18 protein-coding genes and 2 pseudogenes are annotated in these 21743 nt (G+C 70.0%); 13 read left to right on the forward strand and 7 right to left on the reverse strand.

The features are described from left to right. The 6 genes from MOV08_RS43770 to MOV08_RS06525 all read left to right on the forward strand — a co-directional run bounded on the left by MOV08_RS43770 (position 1) and on the right by MOV08_RS06525 (position 7824). Positions 1 to 645, forward strand: a complete 645-nt coding sequence (locus MOV08_RS43770; RefSeq protein ID WP_338057137.1) for a reverse transcriptase domain-containing protein — start codon at positions 1 to 3, stop codon at positions 643 to 645. Further along, on the forward strand, positions 642 to 1454 hold the full coding sequence (locus tag MOV08_RS43775) for a reverse transcriptase domain-containing protein (protein ID WP_338057138.1): 813 nt from the start codon (positions 642 to 644) through the stop codon (positions 1452 to 1454). The genes MOV08_RS43770 and MOV08_RS43775 overlap by 4 nt, the downstream gene beginning before the upstream one ends. Positions 1455 to 1586: 132 nt before the next feature. Continuing rightward, positions 1587 to 2099 carry an SDR family oxidoreductase gene (locus tag MOV08_RS06510; RefSeq protein WP_275298643.1) on the forward strand — a complete coding sequence of 171 codons (513 nt, stop codon included), beginning with the start codon at positions 1587 to 1589 and terminating at the stop codon, positions 2097 to 2099. Positions 2100 to 2754: 655 nt separating this feature from the next. After that, the gene (locus MOV08_RS06515) at positions 2755 to 3696 is read left to right on the forward strand and encodes an ABC transporter ATP-binding protein (protein WP_275306668.1); all 942 of its coding nucleotides are present in this window, start codon (positions 2755 to 2757) and stop codon (positions 3694 to 3696) included. Beyond that, complete coding sequence (locus MOV08_RS06520; RefSeq protein ID WP_275306669.1) at positions 3693 to 5066, forward strand: ABC transporter permease; 1374 nt, start codon at positions 3693 to 3695, stop codon at positions 5064 to 5066. The genes MOV08_RS06515 and MOV08_RS06520 overlap by 4 nt, the downstream gene beginning before the upstream one ends. A 4-nt stretch (positions 5067 to 5070) precedes the next feature. Next, positions 5071 to 7824 (forward strand): bifunctional YncE family protein/alkaline phosphatase family protein, encoded by a 2754-nt coding sequence (locus MOV08_RS06525; protein ID WP_275306670.1) that lies wholly within the window; start codon positions 5071 to 5073, stop codon positions 7822 to 7824. 255 nt (positions 7825 to 8079) lie between these two features. Here MOV08_RS06525 and MOV08_RS06530 read toward each other — a convergent pair whose 3' ends face one another. Together MOV08_RS06530 and MOV08_RS06535 are read right to left on the reverse strand one after the other, a co-directional pair. Further along, complete coding sequence (locus tag MOV08_RS06530) at positions 8080 to 9156, reverse strand: polyprenyl synthetase family protein (RefSeq protein ID WP_275306671.1); 1077 nt, start codon at positions 9154 to 9156, stop codon at positions 8080 to 8082. Positions 9157 to 9483: 327 nt separating this feature from the next. Then, positions 9484 to 10584, reverse strand: a complete 1101-nt coding sequence (locus MOV08_RS06535; RefSeq protein WP_275306672.1) for an alkene reductase — start codon at positions 10582 to 10584, stop codon at positions 9484 to 9486. A 59-nt stretch (positions 10585 to 10643) separates the two neighbouring features. Between MOV08_RS06535 and MOV08_RS06540 the strand changes: the two genes are divergently transcribed. Then, on the forward strand, positions 10644 to 11003 hold the full coding sequence (locus MOV08_RS06540; protein ID WP_073448726.1) for a MerR family transcriptional regulator: 360 nt from the start codon (positions 10644 to 10646) through the stop codon (positions 11001 to 11003). A 224-nt stretch (positions 11004 to 11227) separates the two neighbouring features. Here the strand turns inward: MOV08_RS06540 and MOV08_RS06545 are convergent, their stop codons facing one another. Next, the gene (locus MOV08_RS06545; protein ID WP_039630277.1) at positions 11228 to 11635 is read right to left on the reverse strand and encodes a MerR family transcriptional regulator; all 408 of its coding nucleotides are present in this window, start codon (positions 11633 to 11635) and stop codon (positions 11228 to 11230) included. A gap of 49 nt (positions 11636 to 11684) precedes the next feature. Here MOV08_RS06545 and MOV08_RS06550 point away from each other — a divergent pair, with 49 nt between their 5' ends. Beyond that, positions 11685 to 12569 carry an NAD(P)-dependent oxidoreductase gene (locus MOV08_RS06550; RefSeq protein ID WP_275306673.1) on the forward strand — a complete coding sequence of 295 codons (885 nt, stop codon included), beginning with the start codon at positions 11685 to 11687 and terminating at the stop codon, positions 12567 to 12569. 145 nt (positions 12570 to 12714) lie between these two features. Then, positions 12715 to 13063, forward strand: a pseudogene (locus MOV08_RS06555) (transposase); the annotation flags it as partial. Between the two features lie 83 nt (positions 13064 to 13146). Here MOV08_RS06555 and MOV08_RS06560 read toward each other — a convergent pair. Next, complete coding sequence (locus tag MOV08_RS06560) at positions 13147 to 13545, reverse strand: spore germination protein GerW family protein (protein ID WP_275306674.1); 399 nt, start codon at positions 13543 to 13545, stop codon at positions 13147 to 13149. A gap of 374 nt (positions 13546 to 13919) precedes the next feature. On the opposite strand from MOV08_RS06560, the pseudogene MOV08_RS06565 reads away from it, so the two are divergent. Further along, a pseudogene (locus MOV08_RS06565) lies at positions 13920 to 14189 on the forward strand (transposase); the annotation flags it as partial. 375 nt (positions 14190 to 14564) lie between these two features. Here the strand turns inward: MOV08_RS06565 and MOV08_RS06570 are convergent. Next, positions 14565 to 15416 (reverse strand): oxidoreductase, encoded by an 852-nt coding sequence (locus MOV08_RS06570; RefSeq protein WP_039640252.1) that lies wholly within the window; start codon positions 15414 to 15416, stop codon positions 14565 to 14567. Positions 15417 to 15621: 205 nt separating this feature from the next. Here MOV08_RS06570 and MOV08_RS06575 point away from each other — a divergent pair, with 205 nt between their 5' ends. Continuing rightward, the gene (locus MOV08_RS06575) at positions 15622 to 16494 is read left to right on the forward strand and encodes a helix-turn-helix transcriptional regulator (protein WP_039630283.1); all 873 of its coding nucleotides are present in this window, start codon (positions 15622 to 15624) and stop codon (positions 16492 to 16494) included. Positions 16495 to 16747: 253 nt separating this feature from the next. Here the strand turns inward: MOV08_RS06575 and MOV08_RS06580 are convergent, their stop codons facing one another. Then, positions 16748 to 17581, reverse strand: a complete 834-nt coding sequence (locus MOV08_RS06580; RefSeq protein ID WP_275306675.1) for a PIG-L family deacetylase — start codon at positions 17579 to 17581, stop codon at positions 16748 to 16750. A 272-nt stretch (positions 17582 to 17853) separates the two neighbouring features. Continuing rightward, positions 17854 to 18873, reverse strand: coding sequence for an Lrp/AsnC family transcriptional regulator (locus MOV08_RS06585; protein ID WP_275306676.1), 1020 nt, complete (start codon positions 18871 to 18873; stop codon positions 17854 to 17856). Positions 18874 to 18993: 120 nt separating this feature from the next. On the opposite strand from MOV08_RS06585, the gene MOV08_RS06590 reads away from it, so the two are divergent. Further along, positions 18994 to 20619: an amidohydrolase gene (locus MOV08_RS06590; RefSeq protein WP_039630287.1), complete on the forward strand. Its 1626-nt coding sequence runs from the start codon at positions 18994 to 18996 to the stop codon at positions 20617 to 20619. A 123-nt stretch (positions 20620 to 20742) separates the two neighbouring features. Next, a complete protein-coding gene (locus MOV08_RS06595; RefSeq protein ID WP_275306677.1) occupies positions 20743 to 21729 on the forward strand; it encodes an alpha/beta hydrolase in 987 nt (328 codons plus the stop codon). Positions 21730 to 21743: the final 14 nt, after the last annotated feature.

A 21743-nucleotide genomic window follows, 5' to 3' on the forward strand; every position in this document is an offset into this window, starting at 1 on the left:
ATGCCAGAAGACACCTCGCTGAACAGTGAGGATCCAAGTTCTCGAGCTCGGGTACTGGAGATGCAGACCAAGCTGCACCATTGGGCGACGGCCGATCCGAGCCGTCGGTTCGATGACCTGTTCAACCTCGTGCACGACCCAGCGACGCTGACCATGGCGTTCGCCAGGGTCGCGGGAAACCAGGGTGCCCGCACTCCCGGTGTCGATGGCCTGACGGTCATCGAGGTCGAGGAACGGATCGGGACGCCCGGGTTCCTGCATGACCTGCGAGCCGCTCTCAAGGACGGCTCGTTCCGACCCCTTCCGGTGCGGGAACGCAAGATCCCGAAACCGGGCGGGTCGGGGAAAGTCCGCAGCCTCGGCATTCCGACGGTCGCGGACCGGGTCGTGCAGGCCGCGCTGAAGCTGGTGCTGGAACCCGTCTTCGAGGCCGACTTCACGCCGGTCTCCTACGGATTCCGGCCGGGCCGGCGGGCCCAGGACGCGATCGCCGAGATCCATCACTTCGGCACCAACGGCTACCGCTGGGTGCTGGACGCGGACATCGAGGCGTGCTTCGACCGGATCGACCACGTGGCCCTGATGGACCGCGTGCGCACCCGGGTGAAGGACAAACGTGTTCTGCCCTGGTCAAGGCGTTCTTGAAAGCCGGAATTCTGACGGAGCTCGGCGAGAACAAGGAAACCATGACCGGGACCCCGCAGGGCGGGATCCTCTCCCCACTACTGGCCAACATCGCCCTGTCGGTACTCGATGAGCACCTGATGGAGCCATGGAAGCCGGGCGGGGTGATGTTCACCGCATGGCAGCGCCAAGCCCGCCGCAGTCGCAAGCAGTTGCCGAACTGGCGAGTCGTCCGCTACGCGGACGACTTCGTCGTGCTCGTCAACGGCAGCCGCGAAGACGTACTGGCGGTGCGCGAGGACGTCAGCCAGGTGCTCAGGCCACTGGGTCTTCGCCTGTCTCAGGAGAAGACCCAGGTCACGCACCTGGAAGACGGAATCGACTTCCTGGGGTTCCACATCCAGTGGCGCCGCAAGAAGAGGACGGATCAGTGGCACGTCTACACGTTCATCGCCAAGCACCCCATCCGGCAGTTGAAGGCGAAGATCCGTGCTCTGACCCGCAGGCAGTCGCAACAAGATCTCAAGACCCTGCTGATCAGGATCAACCAGATTGTGCGGGGCTGGTCCGCCTACTTCCGACATGCCGTGGCCAAGAACCAGTTCAGCGCACTCGCCGACTTCATCTGGTGGCGAGTGATGCGGATGCTGAGGGTCCGGCACAACTGGACGTGGAAAGACATCCGCCGACGGTTCGTCACTCCCGCTGGGCAGTGGCGGCCGATCTCGGCGGAGGGAACCGAGCTCTTCGACATGGCAGCGGTGGTCGTTACCCGATACCGCTGGCGAGGAGCGCGCATCCCCAGTCCGTGGACCGAGATTCGAGCCTGATGGCGGTCTCCGTGGAGAGCCCGTTGCGTTGAGAGGCGCACGGCGGGTTCGGCGAGAAGTCCGGGGAAACGGACCGGGAGAGATCCCGGCACCGCGCCCCGGGCTTACTCAGCGAACCGCGCGGTCAAGGGCGTGCTCACCTCGCACGCGGACACGCTCGCCGTGTTCCGCCAGCGCATCCCCATGCAGCGCCCCGCCGAACCGGCCGAAGTCGCCGATGTCACCGCCTTCCTGGCCAGTTCAGACGCCCGCTTCGTCAACGGCGCCCTCATTCCCGTCGATGGCGGGCTCGGCGCTTCCAACGGTCAGCCGCGCCTGTTCCGAACACCCACACGCGGGAGCCGCCGAGGCACCTGGACCGGTGGAGCCGGTACGCGGTCGGCCAGCGTCGCACTGGGCGGGGGTGGCCGCACCGCACGCCGAAAGGCAACGCGCGAGTTCGAGCACTCTGGGGTGGGGACCATGCCCTGGCCCGCGCGGACCAGGAGCGGGTCGCCCACGGCACGACGGAGCCGGGCCAGGGTACCCAAGATCCGGACCATACCCGGACCAACGCTCTCCCAACGGCCGTCAAAGCCACCATTGCAGCAGGTCAGCACCGTTATGAGCGCTGTACCCCCAACAGACGAAAAACCTTCTCTGTAGCACCCGTCCCCGGCAGCGGCACCGAGGGTGGGGATCCGTCCGATCCCGCCGGGGACGGCCAGGCCGGAAGTATCGAGTACAGCGCCACGATGACCTTTGATCCGTCCACGGCCGCGTAGCGCTAAGACGCCACCCACCAGGTGAACCGCACAACCGCTGCACAAGGGCGCACCTCCCGCAGCCCTCGGACCGGCGCGGTCACGCACACGCTTGGCACCCGCAACACCTCTGTCCATTGCGGCGACTGAGGCCGCGGGAGCGAAGTGGGCTTCATCCCCGCGGCGACTCCGTCCTCCCGAACCGGCAGGATCCGAGTGTCTCCGGTATCCACACTCCGGGGTCAGGGCCCAAGTCGGCCATCTCCGCTATGGCGATGCGTCGGCCTTGCCACCCTTCTTGACGGGGAGGGCGGACGGGGAGGGCGTGGGGGCGCCCGGCTCGTCGGTGCCGGCGCCGAGGGGGCGGGGGTGGGGAAGGCGGCGTCGGGGAGACCGGCGAGGGCGTCACCCATGTATCGGGTCCAGATGTCGGTGGGGATGTCGCCGCCGACGGCGCATACCCGTCGTCAACCGTTTCTTGAGCATTCAGCTGACTGCTCCTGAACGTTGCCGCGCACCGCATCTACGGTCCTTGAGGCTCTCGAAGGAAGGGACTCATGGACGCACTCCTCGCAGTCCGGGCTCGCGGGATCACCAAGTGGTTCGGCGATGTCGTCGCGCTCGACGGCGTCGACCTGGATGTGACGCAGGGGCAGATTCACGGCCTGGTCGGACCGAACGGCGCCGGCAAGACGACCTTGCTCGGCCTTCTGCTGGGTCTGGCCGTCGCCGACAGCGGCAGCCTCCAGATCCTGGGTACGCCGGTCGGGCGGGCGCTCGACGCTCCCGACGGTGTCGCGGGCTTCGTGGACGGACCCGGTCTCTACCCCTCGCTCACCGCCCGGCAGAACCTCGCCGCGCTGGCCGCTCTCCGCGGTGACGACGCGCGGACCACGGCGATCGACGACGCACTTGCGCAGGTCGGGCTCACCGATGTCGCCGACGACCGGGCTCGCGGCTTCTCCCTCGGCATGCGACAGCGGTTGGGGCTGGCCGCGGCGCTGCTCACCAAGCCCCGGCTGCTCGTGCTCGACGAGCCGTCCAACGGCCTGGACCCGGCCGGCAAGAAGCACGTGCACGGTGTGCTGACCCGGCTCGCGACGGACGGCACCGGCGTCGTGCTCTCCAGTCACCGCATGGACGACGTCGAGGCCCTGTGCTCCGACGTCAGCATCCTCGCCGCCGGGCGGGTCGTCTTCTCCGGGCCGTTGAGCAAACTGGCCGCCGAGGAACGGGAACTCGACTACCGCGTACGCACCTCCGACGCGCACGCCGCCCGCCGACTGGCCGCCGAAACAGCCGGGATCCGCCTCGTCGACGACGCCGGGGCACGGCACGACACGCAGGTGCTCGTCGTGCGCGCACCGGTGCCCGCCCTCGACGAACTGGTGGTGCGGCTGGTGCGGGCGGGCATCGCGGTACGCGAGCTCTCCCCCGTGGTGTCGCCGCTCGAAGCAGCGTTCCTCGCCCTCACCGAACCTGAGGAGGCCGGACGATGAACGCGACCCTCGCTCACGCCCACGCCCAGCCCCACGGTGCCGGTACCCGCCGCGCCTCGGTGGCGCGTGGCTACCGCTTCGAGCTGGTCAAGCTGGTCTCGCAGTGGCGGATCCGCCTGCTGGTGCTCGCCTGCTGGATCGCGCCGGCGCTCTTCGTCGCCGCGGTGAGCCAACAGAGCACGCTCCCCGTCGACACTCTTTTCGGCCGCTGGATGCACGCCACCGGATGGGCCGGACCGCTGGTGATGCTCGGTTTCGCGGGCACCTGGGCACTTCCGCTGCTGACCTCGGTGGTCGCCGGCGACGTGTTCGCCGCCGAGGACCGACTCGGCACCTGGCGCCACCTGCTCGTGGCGGTCCGGTCGCCCAGGCGGATCTTCGCCGCCAAGGCGTTCGCCAGCCTCACCGTCCTGCTGCTGCTCGTGGCCGGGCTGGCCTGTTCCAGCGCGGCCGGTGGGGTCGTGGCGATCGGCAACCAGCCGCTGGTCGGCCTCGACGGCCACCTGCTGACGCCGGCGGACGCCGCCGTCAAGGTCCTGCTCGCCTGGGTCTGCGTCCTCGCTCCGACCCTCTCCCTCGCCGGGATCGGACTGCTCGGGTCCGTCGCGCTGGGGCGCTCCCCGATGGGACTGCTGCTGCCCGTCCTCGTCGCCCTCGCGATGCAGCTCGCCCAGATGATGCCGCTGCCGGTCGCCGTCCGCCTCGCCCTGCCCAGCTACGCCTTCATCGCCTGGAACGGTCTGTTCACCGGCCCGGCCCAGCTCGCCCCGCTCCTGATCGGCACCGGTGTCAGCCTGGCGTGGGCCGTGCTGGCGACGGCGTTGGCCTACCTGCTGTTCCTGCGGCGCGACTTCACGAACCTGAGCTACGACGGCTCGGGGCGCCGCGCGGTCACCGTCGGAGTTCTGCCGCTGGCCGGGCTGGTCGCCGTGACGGTGGCGGTCCTCACCACGTCGGCCACGGCCACGGCCACCGGCTCCGGGATCGAGCAGGACAAGGTGCAGCGTTCGGTCGCCACGGCCTTCGCCCACCTGTACCGCATGCAGACCGAGCAACTCCACCGGCCGCAGGTCACCGAAGCCCAGCTGAAAGCCGAGGCGACGTGCACCAAGGGCAGCCTCCGGACTGCCGCGCAGGGGGCGGGCAACGACTGGCGCTGCGTCGTCTCCTGGCACCTCCCCGGCGTCGACGCCGCCGGCCAGGCCATCTATCAGCTCGACGTGAGCCCGGACGGGCGGTTCGTGGCCGATGGCGATGGACCGAAGGAAGTCAACGGCTACTTCCTGGTGCGGACCCCGCAGGGCGACGCACCCAACCCGCTGTGGCAGTTCGACGGCAATGTCGCGCTGCTCGCCACCTCGAAGGGATAACTCCATGCAGGTCATACGCCGCCGCCGGCATGACGAGAACGACCGTGCCGGCAATCTCCGCAGACGTTTCAGCCGCCGCGGCACCCTGGCCACGGCCACCGCGGTCGTTCTCGCCGCCACCGCCGGCATCGGTTACGCCCAGACGCACCAGTTCGGCACCGCCCGGGTCGGCCAGAAGACGGCTGACGGCCAGGTCGTCTCCAGCGACCAGTACATCGCCCCGTACGGCGACCGCCTAGTCATCGACAACGGCAAGATCATGTCGTCCTCGGTCAGCCCGGACGGCACCCACGTCGCGGCCTCGCTGACCGACGGCGGGGCGGCGCTGGCCATCGTCGACCGCAAGAACTGGAAGGTGCAGCAGTTCGTCGGCGCCTCCGCATCGTCGACCCCGCGCATCAGCAGCAACTCCGTGGGCCAGGAAGGCCCCACGTACTCGCCCGACGGCAAGCAGCTGTGGCTGGGCCAGACCGACGGCTACACCAAGTTCACGGTGAACCCGGACGGCAGCGTCAGCAACCCGACGTTCATCCAGATCCCGGCGGACGGCGCCAAGCACGCGCTGGTGGGCGAGCCGGTGTTCTCGTCCGACGGCTCCACCGTGTACGCCGCGGTCAACGGCCAGAACAAGGTGGTCGCCCTCGATGCGGCGACCGGTGCCGTCAAGCACAGCTGGGCCGTGGGCAACGCCCCGCGGGACATGGTCAAGGTCGGCCACAAGCTCTACGTCAGCAACGAGGGCGGCCGTCCGGCCAAGCCCGGCGAGCCCACGATCAACTCCTACGACACCCAGGTGCCCGCCGACCCGAAGACCGGTGCCACCACCACCGGCACGGTCAGCGTCATCGACCTGGCGAAGCCGGATGCCGCCGTCAAGAGCATCGACGTCGGTCTGCACCCGACCGCCCTGTACGCCAAGGGCGGGGCACTGTTCGTCACCAACACCGCCACCAACGACGTGTCGGTCATCAGCACCACCGGCGACAAGGTCGTGCAGACCATCGCCACCCGTCCGTGGCCGGAGGCGTCGGTGGGTTACGAGCCCAACGCTGTGACGCTCACCGACGACGGTCATCTGCTGGTGACGCTCGGCCGCGCCAACGCGGTCGCCGTGTACAAGTACAAGAGCCCGCAGGAGCCGGTCAGCTACGTCGGCCTGCTGCCCACGGACTACTTCCCCTCGGAGATCGCCACCGTCGGCAAGCAGGTGCTGGTCTCCAACACCCGTGGTATCGACGCCCGCCGCCCCAACGCAAGCGGTGCGCACGGCACCCACGACACCACCTCCAGCCTGCAGCGGTTCACCCTGCCCGACGACAGCGTCATCAGGTCCGAGACGGCCAAGGTCTTCAAGCAGAACGGCTGGACGGGCGACTCGGTCAAGAGGACCGACGGCACGAGCCACGCGAAGCCGACAGCGGTCCCGAAGCGGCTCGGCGACCCCTCGACGATCAAGCACGTCTTCCTGATCGTCAAGGAGAACCGGACCTACGACCAGGTCTTCGGCGACCTCCCGCAGGGCAACGGCGATCCGAAGCTGACGCAGTTCGGCGGGAACGTGACGCCGAACCAGCATGCGCTGGCCAAGCAGTTCGGGCTGTACGACAACACCTACGACATCGGCACCAACTCCGCCGAGGGCCACAACTGGCTGATGCAGAGCGACAATCCGGAGTACACCGAGTCCTCGGCCGGTGAGTACCAGCGCAGCTACGACACCGAGAACGACGCGCTCGGCCACCAGAGGTCCGGTTTCCTGTGGACCGGTGCGCAGGCCGCGGGCAAGTCCGTCAAGGACTTCGGTGAGTTCCAGTCGGTGGAGAGCAAGCCGTCCGGAGCGTCCTGGCAGAACCTGTACTGCGACGCCAGGACCATGGACGCAACCGGGAAGCCCACGGCCTACCCCATCAAGACCGGGTCGGCGATCCCCTCGCTCAACGACGTGTCGGTGCCCGGCTTCCCGATGTTCGACCTCGACGTCCCGGACGTCTACAAGTACCAGGTCTGGAAGCAGGACTTCGAGAAGAACGGGCCGGCGAACCTGAACATGTTCTGGTTCTCCAACGACCACACCGGTGGTCCCGCGAGCCCGTCCGCCCAGGTCGCGGACAACGACCTTGCGGTCGGCAGGACGGTCGACGCAATCTCGCACAGCAAGTACTGGAAGGACTCGGCCATCTTCGTCGTCGAGGACGACTCCCAGGCCGGCCTCGACCACGTCGACGGGCACCGGGCCCCGATCCAGATCATCAGCCCCTGGGCACAGCACGGCAGGACCGACAGCCACTACTACACCCAGATCACGATGATCCGGACCATCGAGCAGATCCTCGGGATCCACCCGATGAACCAGAAGGACAGCGCGGCCAGCCCCATGAGCGGCGCCTTCACCGCCCACCCGGACACCACCCCGTTCAAGGCGCAGCCCAACCGCGTCCCCCTCACCGACGGTCTCAAGACCCAGCCGCCCTGCGGCTCGGACAACCCGGCAGCGCAGAGCCCCGGGGCAGCGGCCGTCTCGCCCGCGACGGTACCCGCGGGCAAGCAGGACCTGGCGGCAACCTGGGACAAGTGGAAGTCCAAGCAGCGGCTGACCGGCCCGCACGCCGTCCCCGACTACGCCAACCCCGCCCAGATGAACCACCTCACCTGGTACGAGACGCACAACTGGAACAGGCCGTACCCGGGCGAGAACAAGATCTTCGCGCCGCAGGATGTGCCGGGCGCGTACCTTCCTTCCTCGGAGAACGACGGCTGATGTCCGCTGACGGCTGAGCGGCGAGTGGCTTCACCACGGCCCGACGGCCACGCCGTCGGGCCGTCTTCCGTCCCCCGGTCAGACCGCGCCCCACGGGGCCCCCTTCGGCCGTGCCGAATACAACTTGCCGTGGATCGCTCGAACCTGGCGACGGACATGCATCACGCCCCTGACGTAGTCGATGTCCTCCGGGCCCAAGCCGAACACGGACGTGTTGCAGGTGGACCTTCTGCTGTCCTCGGCCCGCACGGAAGATCACTGGGCGCGCAGCACGCCCCACAGTGGCAGCTGTTCGAAGAACTCGACGGCTTCGTCCCGCCACCGCCCCCGCCAGTTGGCCGCGACGGCGGCCGCCTCCTGGGCACAGCGGCGGATCTCGGCGAGCAGCTCGTTGTCGACGCCGTGGCGCCGGGCGATGTCCTGAATCCGTTCGACGGTCTGCGGCGGGCAGCCGGGGCCGGCGAGCGCCGACTCCACGACCGCCCGCTCCGCACCGCTCGTCGCTGCCAGCAGCGCGCACACCGCGTAGCTGCGGCGGCCCTCGCGAAGATCCGATCCGGCCGGCTTGCCGACCGTGCGTGCGTCCGCGAACAGGTCGAGGTAGTCGTCACGCATCTGCCCGCTCACCCCGAGCAGTCGTGCGTACCGGGCCAGTTCGTTCTCATGGGCCGCCGGGTCCGCGCCCGCCGCGAGCAGACCCAGCTGCAACGGGGCCAGCACCGAGTACCGGGCGCTCTTGTACTCGGACACGGTGTCCAGCACCTCGCGGTCGGGCATCGGGCCGAAGTCACGCTCCAGATCGAGGAATTGCCCGCGGACCGTGTCCGCCCCCGCCGTCGCCTGTACGGCCGCCATCGCCTGCCGCAGCTCGCGGGGAACCGGCGCGGTCAACAGCACCTGGACCGACAGAAACGCGGCCAGGTCCCCGGCCAGGACGGCCAGACCCAACGCCGTCTGCGGACGGTCAGGGAACCGCTCGCGGTAGGCGTAGTACACCGACGGTGCCCCCCGGCGTACCGGGGAGTCGTCGATGATGTCGTCGTGGATCAGCCCGTGCGTCTGCAGCAGCTCAATGCTGAGCGCGGCCTCGTCCAGCCCGGGCACGGTATCGGGAGCCACCAGGCGCGCCGCCTCGTACAGCAGCGCGACCCGTAGCCGCTTCCCGCCCCGCAGCGACATGTCCCGCACCAGCTCCAGCGCCTCGGGCACGAACGAATTGCGCGGCGGCCCCTGCTCGGCGACCGAGTCGAAGTAGTTCGCGAACAACCCGTTGAAGCGGTCCCGGTATCCGGCGAGCCGCTCGTGTACACCGGCCGCGTTGTCAGCAGTCATTGCTCTCCCTGGAACCCCGTCAAACAGGACGGCTGTCGACAGACACCGCCAGCTCGCATTCAACACCACCAGATCAACTCGGCGTAGCGACCGGGGCGATCGTGCGGGAGCGGGCAGGCCGCCCCGCCGCTTGGGCGCGGAGTCAGCGTCCCGGGCTGCTGGGGACAACCGACCGCGTGATCGGCCTGGAACTGTCCTTCCGATCGAGCCACCACCCACTACCGGTGGGACAGTCGTCCCACCACGCGCCGCCTCAGGTGATCCGTTTGCCGGTCGGTCTCAGGGTCCGAGTCGGCCCGTGAGCGACCGAGTCGGCCCGAGTCAGCGTCAGGGTTGGCGCGTCGCGACCGGCTGGAGCTCCTGCCATGCCGGGTAGTGGGTGTAGCCCGCGGCGCCGTGACCGTACAGCGCTGGTTGGTCGATGTGCGTGTTCAGCGGCAGGCCGGCTGCGAAGCGGTGCGGCAGGTCGGGGTTGCTGATGAACAGGCGCCCGTACGAGACCAGGTCCGCGCGCCCGGATGCGAGCACCGCCTCACCGGCCTCGCGGGTGGTCGGGGCGCGGTTCTCGCCGACGTTGGCGATGAGTGTGCCGTGCCAGCGCGGGCGCAGGTCGGCGAGGGCGGGGTAGCGGTCGGCGTCGGTGAGGTGGAGGTAGGCCAGGCCGAGGCCGTCGAGGCGGGCGAGGAGCGCGCGATAGACCGGGGCCGGGTCGGCCTCTTCCATGCCGAACTGGGGGTTGCCCGGCGAGAGGCGCAGGCCGAGCCGGTCGGCGCCGACCGCGTCCGCGATGGCCTGTACCAGTTCCAGCGGGAAGCGGATGCGGCCGGAGACGTCGCCGCCGTAGGCGTCGGTGCGCAGGTTGGTGTTGTCGGCCAGGAACTGGTGGATGAGGTAGCTGTTCGCGCCGTGCAGTTCGACGCCGTCGAAGCCGGCGCGGATCGCGTTGCGGGCGGCGGCGACGTGGTCGGCGATGGCCGTGCGGATGTCGTCGTGCGTCATCGCACGCGGTATGACCGGTTCTGCCTTGCCGTCCTTCACGTGTACGGGCCCGGGCACGGGGACGGCGGAGGGACCGGCCGGGATGTCGCCGAGGATGCGGGAGCGTGGGTGCCCCTGACGGCCGCCGTGCATCAGCTGGGCGAAGATCCGACCGCCGGCGTCGTGCACTGCCTCGGTGACATGCTGCCAGGCAGACACGTGCCGTTCGGCCTCCAGGCCCGGGATGCGCCAGCCGCTCTGGCCGCGGAGGCTGGGCCAGATGCCCTCGGTGACGATGAGGCCGGCGCCGGCCCTCTGGCGGTAGTGGTCGGCGACGATCGGTAGCGGGGTGCCGTCCTCTTCGGCGCGGAAGCGCGTCATGGGGGCCATCACGATGCGGTTGGAGAGGGTCAGTTCCGATGAGGTGAAGGGCGTCAGGAGCTTCATCATGCGCAAACCGTAGAATCTGACACCAATGTCAGGTTCAAGTCGGCGAGGGGAGACGTGTGATGCGGATCGGTGAATTGGCCCGCCGCACCGGCGTGAGCGAGCGTTCGCTGCGCTACTACGAACAGCAGGGACTGCTCGCGTCCGAGCGGACGCCCGGCGGCCACCGGGACTATCCGGAGCGCGCCGTGGACCGGGTCATCCGCATCCAGGAGCTGTTCGCCGCCGGCCTGTGCAGCAAGAAGATCGCCCAACTGCTGCCCTGCATACGCGACCACGACGGCGGCCCAGCGGTCACCGCCACACCGTGGCTGGTGCAGGAACTGCGGGCTGAACGCGAGCGCATCAATCGCACCATCGCGGACCTGCGCCGCTCGCAAGCCACCCTCGACGAGGTCATCGACGCCGCCTCACGCCCATGACATCGGTGACCGATCGAACGAGTGGAGGGTGCTCCTGACGTGGGAAGACGGGGCTTGTCAAGGCTCCGTCCACCACCGCGGGAAAGAAGTCGCCTACCGAGTGGGCGTGTTGCTCCGTATCCGCGTGTTCATGTTCGTGTTCAGGCCGGGGCATCGGCGGTGGCCGCGCAGGCAGGCGGAGTGTTGCTGGTCGAGATGGTCCGCAAGACGGGGCACCCGGCTGCTCAGGAGGGGACGGGCTCCTGGACAGCACGGTCGAAGGGCGGATAGCTCTCGCCACCCATCCGCTCGGCCGCATCGATGTAGTCGGCAAGAGCGTCGCGGGATTGAGCAAGGCGGTCCATCTGCTCGTCCAGCCGCTGCAGCCGGGACCGCATCGCAGCGACCAACTCGGGACACCCGGGCAGCTGCGGGGCCTCTCCGACCGCACAGGGCAGCACGTACGCGATGTCCTCGGAGGACAAACCGGCACCAAGCAGATGCCGGATCTGCCTGACCCGCAGCACGGCGTTCTCGTCGAATTCGCGGTAGCCGTTCGCGCCGCGGTCCGCCTCCAACAGGCCCTGGGCCTCGTAGTAGCGCAACTGATGGGTGTTGACGCCCGTCCGGCGCCCCAGTTCTCCGATCCGCATCAAAACCTCGCTTGACCTTCACACCGGTATCAACGTTGACGATGCTGCCATGGACAACACGACCGCAACACCTGTGACCATCATCGGCCTGGGACGGATGGGCCAGGCACTCGCCAGCGCCTTCCTCAAAGCCGGGCACCCCACCACCGTGTGGAACCGTACAGCCTCCAAGGCCGACCAGTTGGTCGCCGAGGGTGCCCTGCTGGCGCCAACGGTGAGCGACGCGCTCAAGGCGGGTTCCCTGACGATCGTCTGCGTCACCGACTACCAGGCCATGCACGATCTGCTCGGCGCGGACGGTATCGAGCTGGACGGCATGACGTTGGTGAACCTGACCTCGGGTGACTCGGCCCAGGCCAGGGAGGCCGCCCAATGGGCCGAGCAGCGCGGCGCCCGATACCTGGACGGCGCCGTCATGGCGATCCCGTCGGCGATCGGAACCGCTGAGGCGACGATTCTGCACAGCGGGCCGCGGGCGGACTTCGAGGCACACAAGACAACACTCGACGCGCTCGGCACCGTCACCTACCTCGGTGCGGATCACGGGCTGGCGTCCCTGTACGACGTGGCGGGCCTGGCCATGATGTGGAGCGTCCTGAACGCCTGGCTCCAGGGCACGGCACTGCTCAGGACGGCCGGCGTGGACGCCGTGACGTATGCGCCATTCGCACGGCAGATCGCCACCGGGGTGGCCGCATGGCTGCCGGGGCACGCCGAACAGATCGACAGCAGCTCCTTCCCCGCCAAGGTGGCGTCCCTGGAGACCCATGTCCGGTCAATGGCACACCTGATCGAGGAGAGCGAGGCGGTGGGCGTCAACGCCGAACTGCCGAAGTTGATCAAGGCGATGGCCGACCGTGCGATCGCCGCCGGACACGGCGGGGAGCAGTATCCCGTGCTGATCGAAGAGTTCGGCAAACCCCGCCACGACTGACCGATCCCGACACCGGGATCTCACCTCGGGTTGTGGAGTGACGGGCTGTCCGGCAGGTGGTCAGCACAGCGGAAAGCGCCTCTTACCAGCGGCAATGAGGATTGTCGAGGTCCCCGTTCGTGCCTGGTGCGGAGGCGCTTTCCAGGTGAAGAAGCGCATCGGGTCCTACCTGCGTGTACGCATTGAGGTCGGCGGTCGTGGTGTGGTCTCGCAAGCCGGGGACCTGCCGCTGACGGAGACGGCTCACAAGACCGGTCCGGATCAGAGCCTATCGACGGCACCGGGCCCTTGGCGCAAAGCCCACGCGGTGCACGATCCAGGCAGGACCGCGCTGGATCTCGCGCTCGTCGTGCCACCCGGCGGCGACTGCCTGGCCAATGTCGCCATGCTGCGGGCCGAGCCGGAGATGTTCGGGCCGGGTGGCTTCCGATCCTACGGTCCACCGGCTCATCGACATCCTCGCCATCAATGGAAACCGTGCGCTGACCGCCATCGGCAGACGAGCCGCGTCGTCCAGCCCCTTTGCGATCCGAGAGGGCGGTACATGAGTTGATGTCTGGTTCGTCGTTGCAGGTGTTCAGCGAGTGCGGCGCTTGACGAGGCGGCGAACGAGCAGGGGGACGACGGCTCCTGCCATGAGGGCGGCCAGCGGTACGGCGACATTCGCCCAGGGGGCTCGGAAGGGTTTGTAGGTGGCGGTACCGTCTTTGATCTCGATGTAGCCGCGAGGGCGGGCACCGGCTCCGCCCCCTCCTTCGCCGATGTTGGCGGATCCGGCTTCGGGGCCCGTGCCCCCGGCGAATCCGAAGCCGAATTCGGCAACCGGGATGACGGTGATTCCGTCGCTGGTGACGGGTTCACCGAAGACGGCTGACACCGAGGCCCGACTACCGAGTTGTCCGGCCAGGCGTTCCATCAGGGCTGCGGCCATGTCGGCCTGCGGGACGGGCTGGTCCGGTGCGTCTGAGTTGGTCATCGGATACCTCCGGGGTGGCGGGTACGGCGGTACCGAGGATATGGCGGCCTGGCATGGGCCACGTGTGGATCGGGTTACACAGCGGGGAGCCGGGCACACCACGGCCACCTCAAAGCCCCCTTGGGCCTGCCGAATTCGACATTCCGGTGGGCAGGACGGCGCTGACAAAACGACGGGACGCCGCAGCTCAACGGCGCGCCCTACGACAATGAGGACGGGAACCTACAGTTCTTCGAGGCCCATGTCCCCGTCTCAACGTGCTGGGCAGAGTGCCGCCTCGCCACCACTCGCGCACGCGCCACACAGCAGTCCCTGGGCTGAGGCCGCCGGGCCGACGTGAGTCCTGGCCCTGCCCTGCCTGTCACAACTCCAGGCGGGGGCGGCCCCGACACCGCCCGGACGTGGTGCTGGGTGACCGCGGCTACGACCACGACAAGTACCGGCGTCTGGTCGGGGATCTCGGCGTGAAACCACCGATCGCCCGCCGCGGCACCGAGCACGGCTCCGACTTGGGCACCCAACGCTGGGTCGTAGAGCGCGCGTTCGCCCACCTGCGACGGTTCCGCCGCCTGCGGATCCGCTGGGAGATCCGCGACGACATCCACCAAGCATTCGTCACCCTCGGCTGCGTACTCATCTGCTGGCGACGTCAAGCGCAGGACGCGCGCGTCCAGTCCGTTGCTCGCGCCCACAATGCGACGAGCGAGCACGGCGCTACCGGATCGAGGACGCGCTCGTGGCTGGGTTCGCGAGGGCCTTCGCCGTGGCCGATGCCCGCCCCGACCTGCTACGCGGCGAACGCGCCGGGGCCATGTGATCCGCCTCGATGCCGGCGCCCCGCCCAGCGCCGCCGGCGCGGACGCCGCCGTCAGAAGCCGGATCACCCTCCACCCGGTTACCAGGAGGCGCTGGGTGGCGTGAACGGCTGCGAGCGGGTCCGGCTGTGGTGGACCAAGAGCCAACTTGGTGATGACGGTCGCCGTCGGGGCCCCGCGCTGGGGGCCCGACAGCGAGTGACGTCAGGCGGACCGGCTGACGTCGTCGAAGTCGGTGGAGGCCGACAGCTCGGCCCATGCCAGCATGTCGCGTTCGAAGGCGTCGCGTCCGGCCTGGACGAGGCGAAGCGCGTCGGTGCCGAGCAGCAGGCGCGTCGGCGGTTGGTCGGCCGTCACGATGCGCAGCACCGCGGCCGCGGCCTTGTCCGGGTCGCCCGGCTGGTGCCCGCTGCCGTGGATGCGCCGGGCGCGCAGCGGCTCGAACAGCTCGTCGTAGTCGGCGATCACACGGGGTGCGCGGATCATCGAGCGGCCGGCCCAGTCGGTCCGGAAACTGCCCGGCTCGACGGCGGTGACATGGATGCCGAAATCGGCGACCTCCTTGCCGAGCGTTTCGAGGATGCCCTCCACCGCGAACTTGCTGCCGTGGTAGAAGCTGAGGCCCGGCATGGTGATCAGCCCGCCCATCGAGGTGACGGCGATGATGTGGCCGCAGCGGCGCTCCCGCATGTGCGGCAGCACGGCCTTGATCACCGCCACGGTTCCGTAGACGTTCACCTCGAACTGACGGCGAAGGTCATCCATCGACGACTCCTCGAAGAGGCCGTCATGGCCGTATCCGGCGTTGGCGACGAGGACGTCGACCGGGCCCAGGTCGCGCTCGGTCTCGTCCACGACCGTGCCCACCGCGTCATGGTCGGTCACGTCCAGGATGCGGGCGTGCGCGTCGTCGGCGAGCGCCTCAAAGGCCGTTGCGTCGGCGGGCGTGCGCACCGTGCCCACCACCCGGTGGCCCGCGGCCAACGCCGCGCACGCCAGTGCGCGGCCCAGGCCGGTGCTGACGCCGGTGATCAGGAATGTCTTGGTGTCCGACACGGGAGTTCCCTTCGTGCGATGCGAACAGAAGCCGACCGGGGCGGTGAACTCCCGGTCGATCTCGACACGTTCCACTTCAGCACCGGAATCGGCTGCTGATCGACTTCCGGGGGGTCCGCTTCGCCCCGGGGACAGCCGGACCGGGGGACTGCCAGCCCCCCTTTCGCGGACCGTCGGGGCGATCTTGGGCCCTATCGTGAACGGCATGGACCGCAACACAGCTCTCGGCGAGTTCCTCCGCTCTCGGCGGGCACGGATCACCCCGCGCCAGGCGGGCCTGTCCGACGACGGCGGCTCTCGGCGAGTGCCAGGGCTGCGCCGCGAAGAGGTCGCGCAGCTGGCGGGCGTGAGCGTCGACTACTACGTACGCCTGGAACGCGGACGCCGGTTGAACGTCTCCGAGACCGTGCTGGAGGCCATCTCCCGCGCGCTACGCCTCGATCCCGTCGAACGCGCCCATCTGTTCCAGCTCGCCAAGCCCGCCGCAGGAAGGCCCCGCCGCACGGCGACGCGTCCGCAGCCGGTCCGCCCGGGGCTGCGCGACCTGCTCCGGATCCTCGAGCACACCCCCGCCCTTGTGCTGGGGCGGCGACTGGACGTCCTTGCGTCCAACCAGATGGCACGTGCGCTGCTCACCGACTTCGACGCGCTGCCGCACCGCGAGCGGAACCTGGTGCGGTTCATGTTCTGCGACGAGACCGCCCGCTCGCTGTATGCCCACTGGGACACCCACGCCCAGGACATCGTCGCCTCGCTCCGGCGCGACGCCGGACGCCATCCCCACGATCCGCTGCTGGCCGAACTCGTCGGCGAACTCTCGATCATGGATGAGGACTTCCGCCGCTGGTGGGCCGACCAGAACGTGTATCGGCACACGCATGGCAGCAAACACTTCCACCACCCGATCGTCGGCCCGCTCACCCTCAATTACGAGTCCCTCACCCTGCCCGCCGACGCCGACCAGCGGCTGAGTGTCTACACCGCCGAGGCCGGCTCCAGCTCCGAAGAGACGCTTCGGCTACTGGCCGCGTGGACACGGCAGCCCGAGACCTCGCACGGGCAGCACGCAGATCATTAGACGCCGGTCCACAAGGAGCGGTCGGCCACAGTGACTGCGTCCCGTGAGCCGGGGGCGATATGGAACACCGGCCGGCCCTGCGCCCCACCGCCGGTGTCCCGAAACCCTCGTCGAGGGGAAGAACGGGTGCTCTCAACGTGGCGTCCTCGTGCGGCCGGAGCGGGAGAGGAGGGCGGTGTCCCTCGCGTGAGCGACCCGCCGGCCGGATCTCGAAGGCCGCAGACGCGCCTCACGCCCCGGTCGGACGGGCGGATCAGCGCAGTCCGGCGAAGAGGTCGTTCTCGGGTATGGCCGCGCCGGTGGCATCCTGGACGCGTACGAAGGTCTCCATGCCCATCAACTCGCCGAACCTCTCCTTGCCCATCTTGAGGAAGAAGATGCTCTCGCTCTGACTGGCATGCGCGGCCAGCGCGTCGAACTTCTGGCCGCTGAACGCGGTGGTGTCCACCCACGTGGTGACCTCATCGTCGGGAAGGCCGATCTCGGCCATGGCGGCGGCCTCGGCAGGATCCGGCTCCGGCACGTCCTCGTGAAACTCGCGCACGGCCTCACCGAACCGCTGCATCATCGAGTGGGGCATCGTCGTCCAATACACCTTCGGGGTCAGCGCGGTCAGCTTCAGCGCCGCCATCGTGATGCGGTGGGCCTGGATGTGGTCGGGGTGGCCGTAGAAGCCGTTCTCGTCGTAGGTGACGACCACATCGGGCCGGTAGTGCCGCATGAGCTCCGCGAGTCGGGCGGCGCCTTCCTCCACAGGGGTCTGCCAGAAGGAACCGGGGGCGTCGTTGCTCGGCCAGCCCATCATCCCGGAGTCGGCGTAGTCCAACATCTCCAGATCGCTGACCTTCAGGACGTCACAGCTCGCCTGGAGTTCTTGACGGCGCATCAAGGCGACGGCCGCCGGATCGTGCCCGGGATCGCCCGGCTTGACACCCCCCGGTCCGTCACCGCAACCGCCGTCGGTACACGTCACGAGAACCGTGCGGATGCCCTCCGCCGCGTACCGCGCGAGGACCCCTCCGGTTCCGGTGGCCTCGTCGTCGGGGTGGGCGTGCACCGCCATGAGCGTCAACGGCCGGTCAGTCATGAAACAGTCCTCCTGCGGAAATACATCTCGGTCCGAGTGCGCGGCGGGCGTACCGCGATCCCGGGGCCCGGTCCTATCGGGGCGGACGACCGTGTGGTCTCCGCGGTTCCCGCCCGTGCGGCGCCGGTCCCTCGGTCGATGCAACAGTGCCGGCCGGCCCGGCTGTTCCCGGTCGGCACCTCATCGATGGTGGAGACCAAGATCCAGACCACACAGGGACCAGCTCTCCCCCAAACCCTCGGGAAGGCGCGCCTGACCGGGGGAATTTCCCGTCAGGCGCCTTCTTTCGGGTCGCTGGGGCCGGGGGTTCGGGAGGGGTGGCGGATCAGGCCGGTGCGTTTGACGGTTGCCAGGAGCGGGGTGGTGTCGAGGGCGGTGACGCCGTCCAGGGGCCCGACGGCGTCGGTGAGGAAGGTGTAGAGGGCGTCGAGGTCGGCCGCGGCGAGGGCGACGACGAGGTTGGCGGGGCCGGTGGTGGCGGCGCAGAACCGGACCTGCGGGTGGACGGCGAGGATCCGTGCGGTCTCCTGGAGTGCGCCGGGCCGTACGGCGATCCACAGCAGGGCTTCGGCGTGCGCGCCGAGCAGGGCGAGGTCGATCTCGGTGGCCGGGCGCAGGACCTGGCCGCGGACGAGGGCGTCGAGGCGTCGGCGGGCGGTGAGCGCGGTGGTGCCGGCGCGGCGGGCGAGTTCGGTGTAGGTGGCCCGGCCGTCCTCGGTGAGCGCCGCGATCAGCGCGGTGTCGAGGTCGAGGGGCGCGGGAGGCGCGGGAGGCGCGGTCGGTGGCGGTGGTTCGGGGGTGAGCCGGGCCCGTTCCTCCGGTGAGAGGAGGCCGGCGGTCCAGCGGAACGCGGTGGGGAAGACCCGCAGCAGGGTGTGGGAGGTCCAGGAGTCGACGGCGTCGGTGGCGGGCAGGTCGCGCAGCAGCAGGGTGTTGCGGGCGTCGGGGCCGTCGAGGAAGAAGATCGTGGAGATCTCGTCGCCGCCGCTGAGGACGTCGACCCAGACGGTGTCGGCGCGGCGGGCCAGTGCGTGGGCGACCTGACGGATCTTGTGGGGGCGGCAGCGGATGCGCAGGGCGAGGGGGATCAGGTGCGGGAAGCGTGCCGGGTTGCGGACGACCGTCGCGCGCAGGGTGCCGTCGGCGTACAGCGGGGTGACGCGGCGTACCACGGTGCGCTCGGACAGCTCCAGGCAGCGGGCCAGTGCGCGCCAGGAGGCGCGTGGCGCGGCGAGCAGGGCGGCGGCGATCCGGCGGTCCGTCTCGTCGAGCGTCTGGCGCATGATCTGCATCTTAGGCCGTGAACGTGGCGTGTTTTCTGTGCAGTGGGCTGCCAGATGTAGGTGAATCGGCGATCTGCTTCTACAACGGTGTCGTCACGACGACTTTCGAGACGACGGGTGGAGAAGACGATGACCGACCAGGGAGCCGATCTGCTGATCCGGGGCGCCGCGGTGCACACGCTGGTCCCCGGCCTCGCCCCGCAGCGGGCGCTGGCCGTGCGGGGCGACCGCATCGCGGCCCTCTCGCCCGACCCCCACGGCCTCGATGCATGGGTGAGTGCGCGCACCACGGTCCACGACCTGCCGGGCGCCACCGTGCTGCCCGCGTTCGACGACACCCACACGCACCTGATCTTCGCGGCCCACGGGGCGCACGACGTTCCCGTCCACCAGGCCCGCACCCTCGCCGAGTTCCTGGACCTGATCCGGCAGCGGGCCCGTACCACGCCCGAGGGCGAGTGGATCCGTACCACCACCAACTGGCAGGAGCTCAACCTGGCCGAGCGGCGCCTGCCCACCGCGGCGGAGCTCGACCGGGCCACCGACCGCCACCCGGTCCTGGTCAAGCGCGGCGGCCACAACGACGTCGTCAACAGCTACGCGCTGCGCCTGGCGGGCATCACCGAGGACACGCCCGTACCGCCGGGCGGCGTGATCGGCCGGGACGCCGACGGCCGGCTCGACGGCCGGCTGATCGACAACGCCCTGCCCCTGGTGGAACGCCTCCTCCCGGCCCCCGACCGGGCCCGGCGGATCGCCGGCCTGCGCCTGGCCAGCGGTCAGTACGCCGCCACCGGCATCGGCACCGTGCGGGACTGCGCGGTCACCCCCGACGACTACGCGGCGCTGCTGGCCGCCCGGGAGGCGGGGGCGCTGAGCACCCGGGTGCGGGCGCTGATCTCGGCGCTCGGCCTGACCTCCGCGGCCCAGGTCGAGGAGCTGCTCGACGCCATGGCGGACCGGCGCCACGGCTGCGACCCGTGGCTGTCGGTGTGGGGCGTGAAATTCGGCCTCGACGGCGGGCTGGAGGCCGGGGCCACCGAGGAGCCCTACGCCTGCGACCACACCTTCTCCGGAACGCTGACGTGGGAACCCGACGCACTGGTCGAGGCCGTGGAGGCGGTGGTCCGCCGTGGTTGGCGGGTCGGCACGCACGCCTACGGCGATCGCGCGGTCCGCGTCCTGCTGGACGTCTACGAGCGCGTCCTCGAACGCCACCCCGGCCTGCCCGCGGGCACGTTGGTGATGGAGCACGGCGGCCTGGCCGGCCCGGAACAGCGTGCCCGCGCCGTCGCGCTGGGCATCCCCGTCACCGTCCAGCAGCCGTTGTTGCACGACACCGCCGAGGTGGAGTTGGGGTTCTGGGGCCCGGAGCGCGTCGCGCGCCTCTTTCCCGCCCGCGGCTGGCTCGACCAGGGCGCCCTGGTCGCCGCCGGGTCCGACTTCCCCGTCGGCCGGTTCGGCGCGATGCGCTCCGTCTGGGGCATGACCACCCGGCAGACCGTCATCGGCGTCCAGGGCCCCGAGCACGCCATCAGCTACGACGAGGCCGTCGCCCTGCACACCACCCAGGCCGCCCGCCTGCTCGGCGAGGAGCACCTGCGCGGCTCCCTCACCCCGGGCCGCCTGGCCGACCTCACGATCTGGGACCGGGACCCCGCCCGCTGCCCCGCCGACACCCTGCGCGACCTCGACCCCACCCACACCGTCGTCGGCGGTCGCACGGTCACGGCCGCACCGGCCGGCACGCGGTAGGAGGCCGGGGCCCGGGCAGGGGCGGCCGGTGCCGACAGGCCCTCTGGTTCACGCACGAGGGCGAAGTGATGATGGGTCCGACATGACGTCGATGGGCGTGACGACCACGCGTGAGGAGAAGCCATGCCGACAGCTCCGCCGCCGTTCGACCCCGAACTCGCCGCGAGCCTGGAGTCGATGAAGGACGTGCTCACGACCGGCTTGTCCGTCGAGGACATCGAAGCCCTCCGCAACGGCCCGGGGGCGGACCCGATGGCCGAGGTCGACCTGACCATGGACGGCGCCTTCCACGTCGAGGACCGGTGGGCGCCCGGGCCCGCGGACGGCCCGGACGTCTCCCTCCTGATCTGCCGCCCCACCAGGCCGGCACCCGCGCGCCCTCGCCCGCTCCTGTACTACGTGCACGGCGGCGGCATGGTCGTCGGAAACAACAGGGACGGCGTGACCGTGCCGCTGGCCCTGGCCGACGAACTGGACGCGGTCGTCGTCTCGGTGGAGTATCGGCTGGCACCGGAGCATCCGCACCCCGCGCCGATCGAGGACGTCTACGCCGGGCTGGTCTGGACGGCGGAGCACGCCGGGGAGCTCGACGCCGACGCGGGCCGGATCGTGGTCGCGGGCACCAGCGCGGGCGGCGGTCTCGCCGCGGCGCTGGCGCTGCTCACCCGCGACCGCAAGGGCCCGCGGCCGATCGGTCAGTTGCTGATGTGCCCCATGCTGGACGACCGCAACGACACGCCGTCCGCCCACCAGATGGCGGGCATCGGCGTCTGGGACCGTTCGGCCAACGAAACCGGCTGGACGGCGCTGCTCGGCGCCTCGCGCGGCGGTCCGGACGTGTCCCCGTACGCCGCGCCCGCCCGCGCCGAGGACCTCACGGGCCTGCCGCCGGCCTTCCTGGACGTCGGCACCGCGGAGACCTTCCGCGACGAGGTCGTCGCCTACGCCGACCGCATCTGGCAGGCGGGCGGCGTGGCCGAACTGCACGTCTGGCCCGGCGGCTTCCACGGATTCGCCGACCTGGTCCCGCGGGCGCGGCTGTCCCGGGCGGCCCTGGCCGCGCATCTGAACTGGCTGCGCAGGCTCTTGGGCGCGGACAGCGGCGATTGACGCGGGGCCGGGCG

Source organism: Streptomyces yunnanensis, assembly GCF_029011865.1.
Classification (GTDB): Bacteria; Actinomycetota; Actinomycetes; order Streptomycetales; family Streptomycetaceae; genus Streptomyces; species Streptomyces yunnanensis.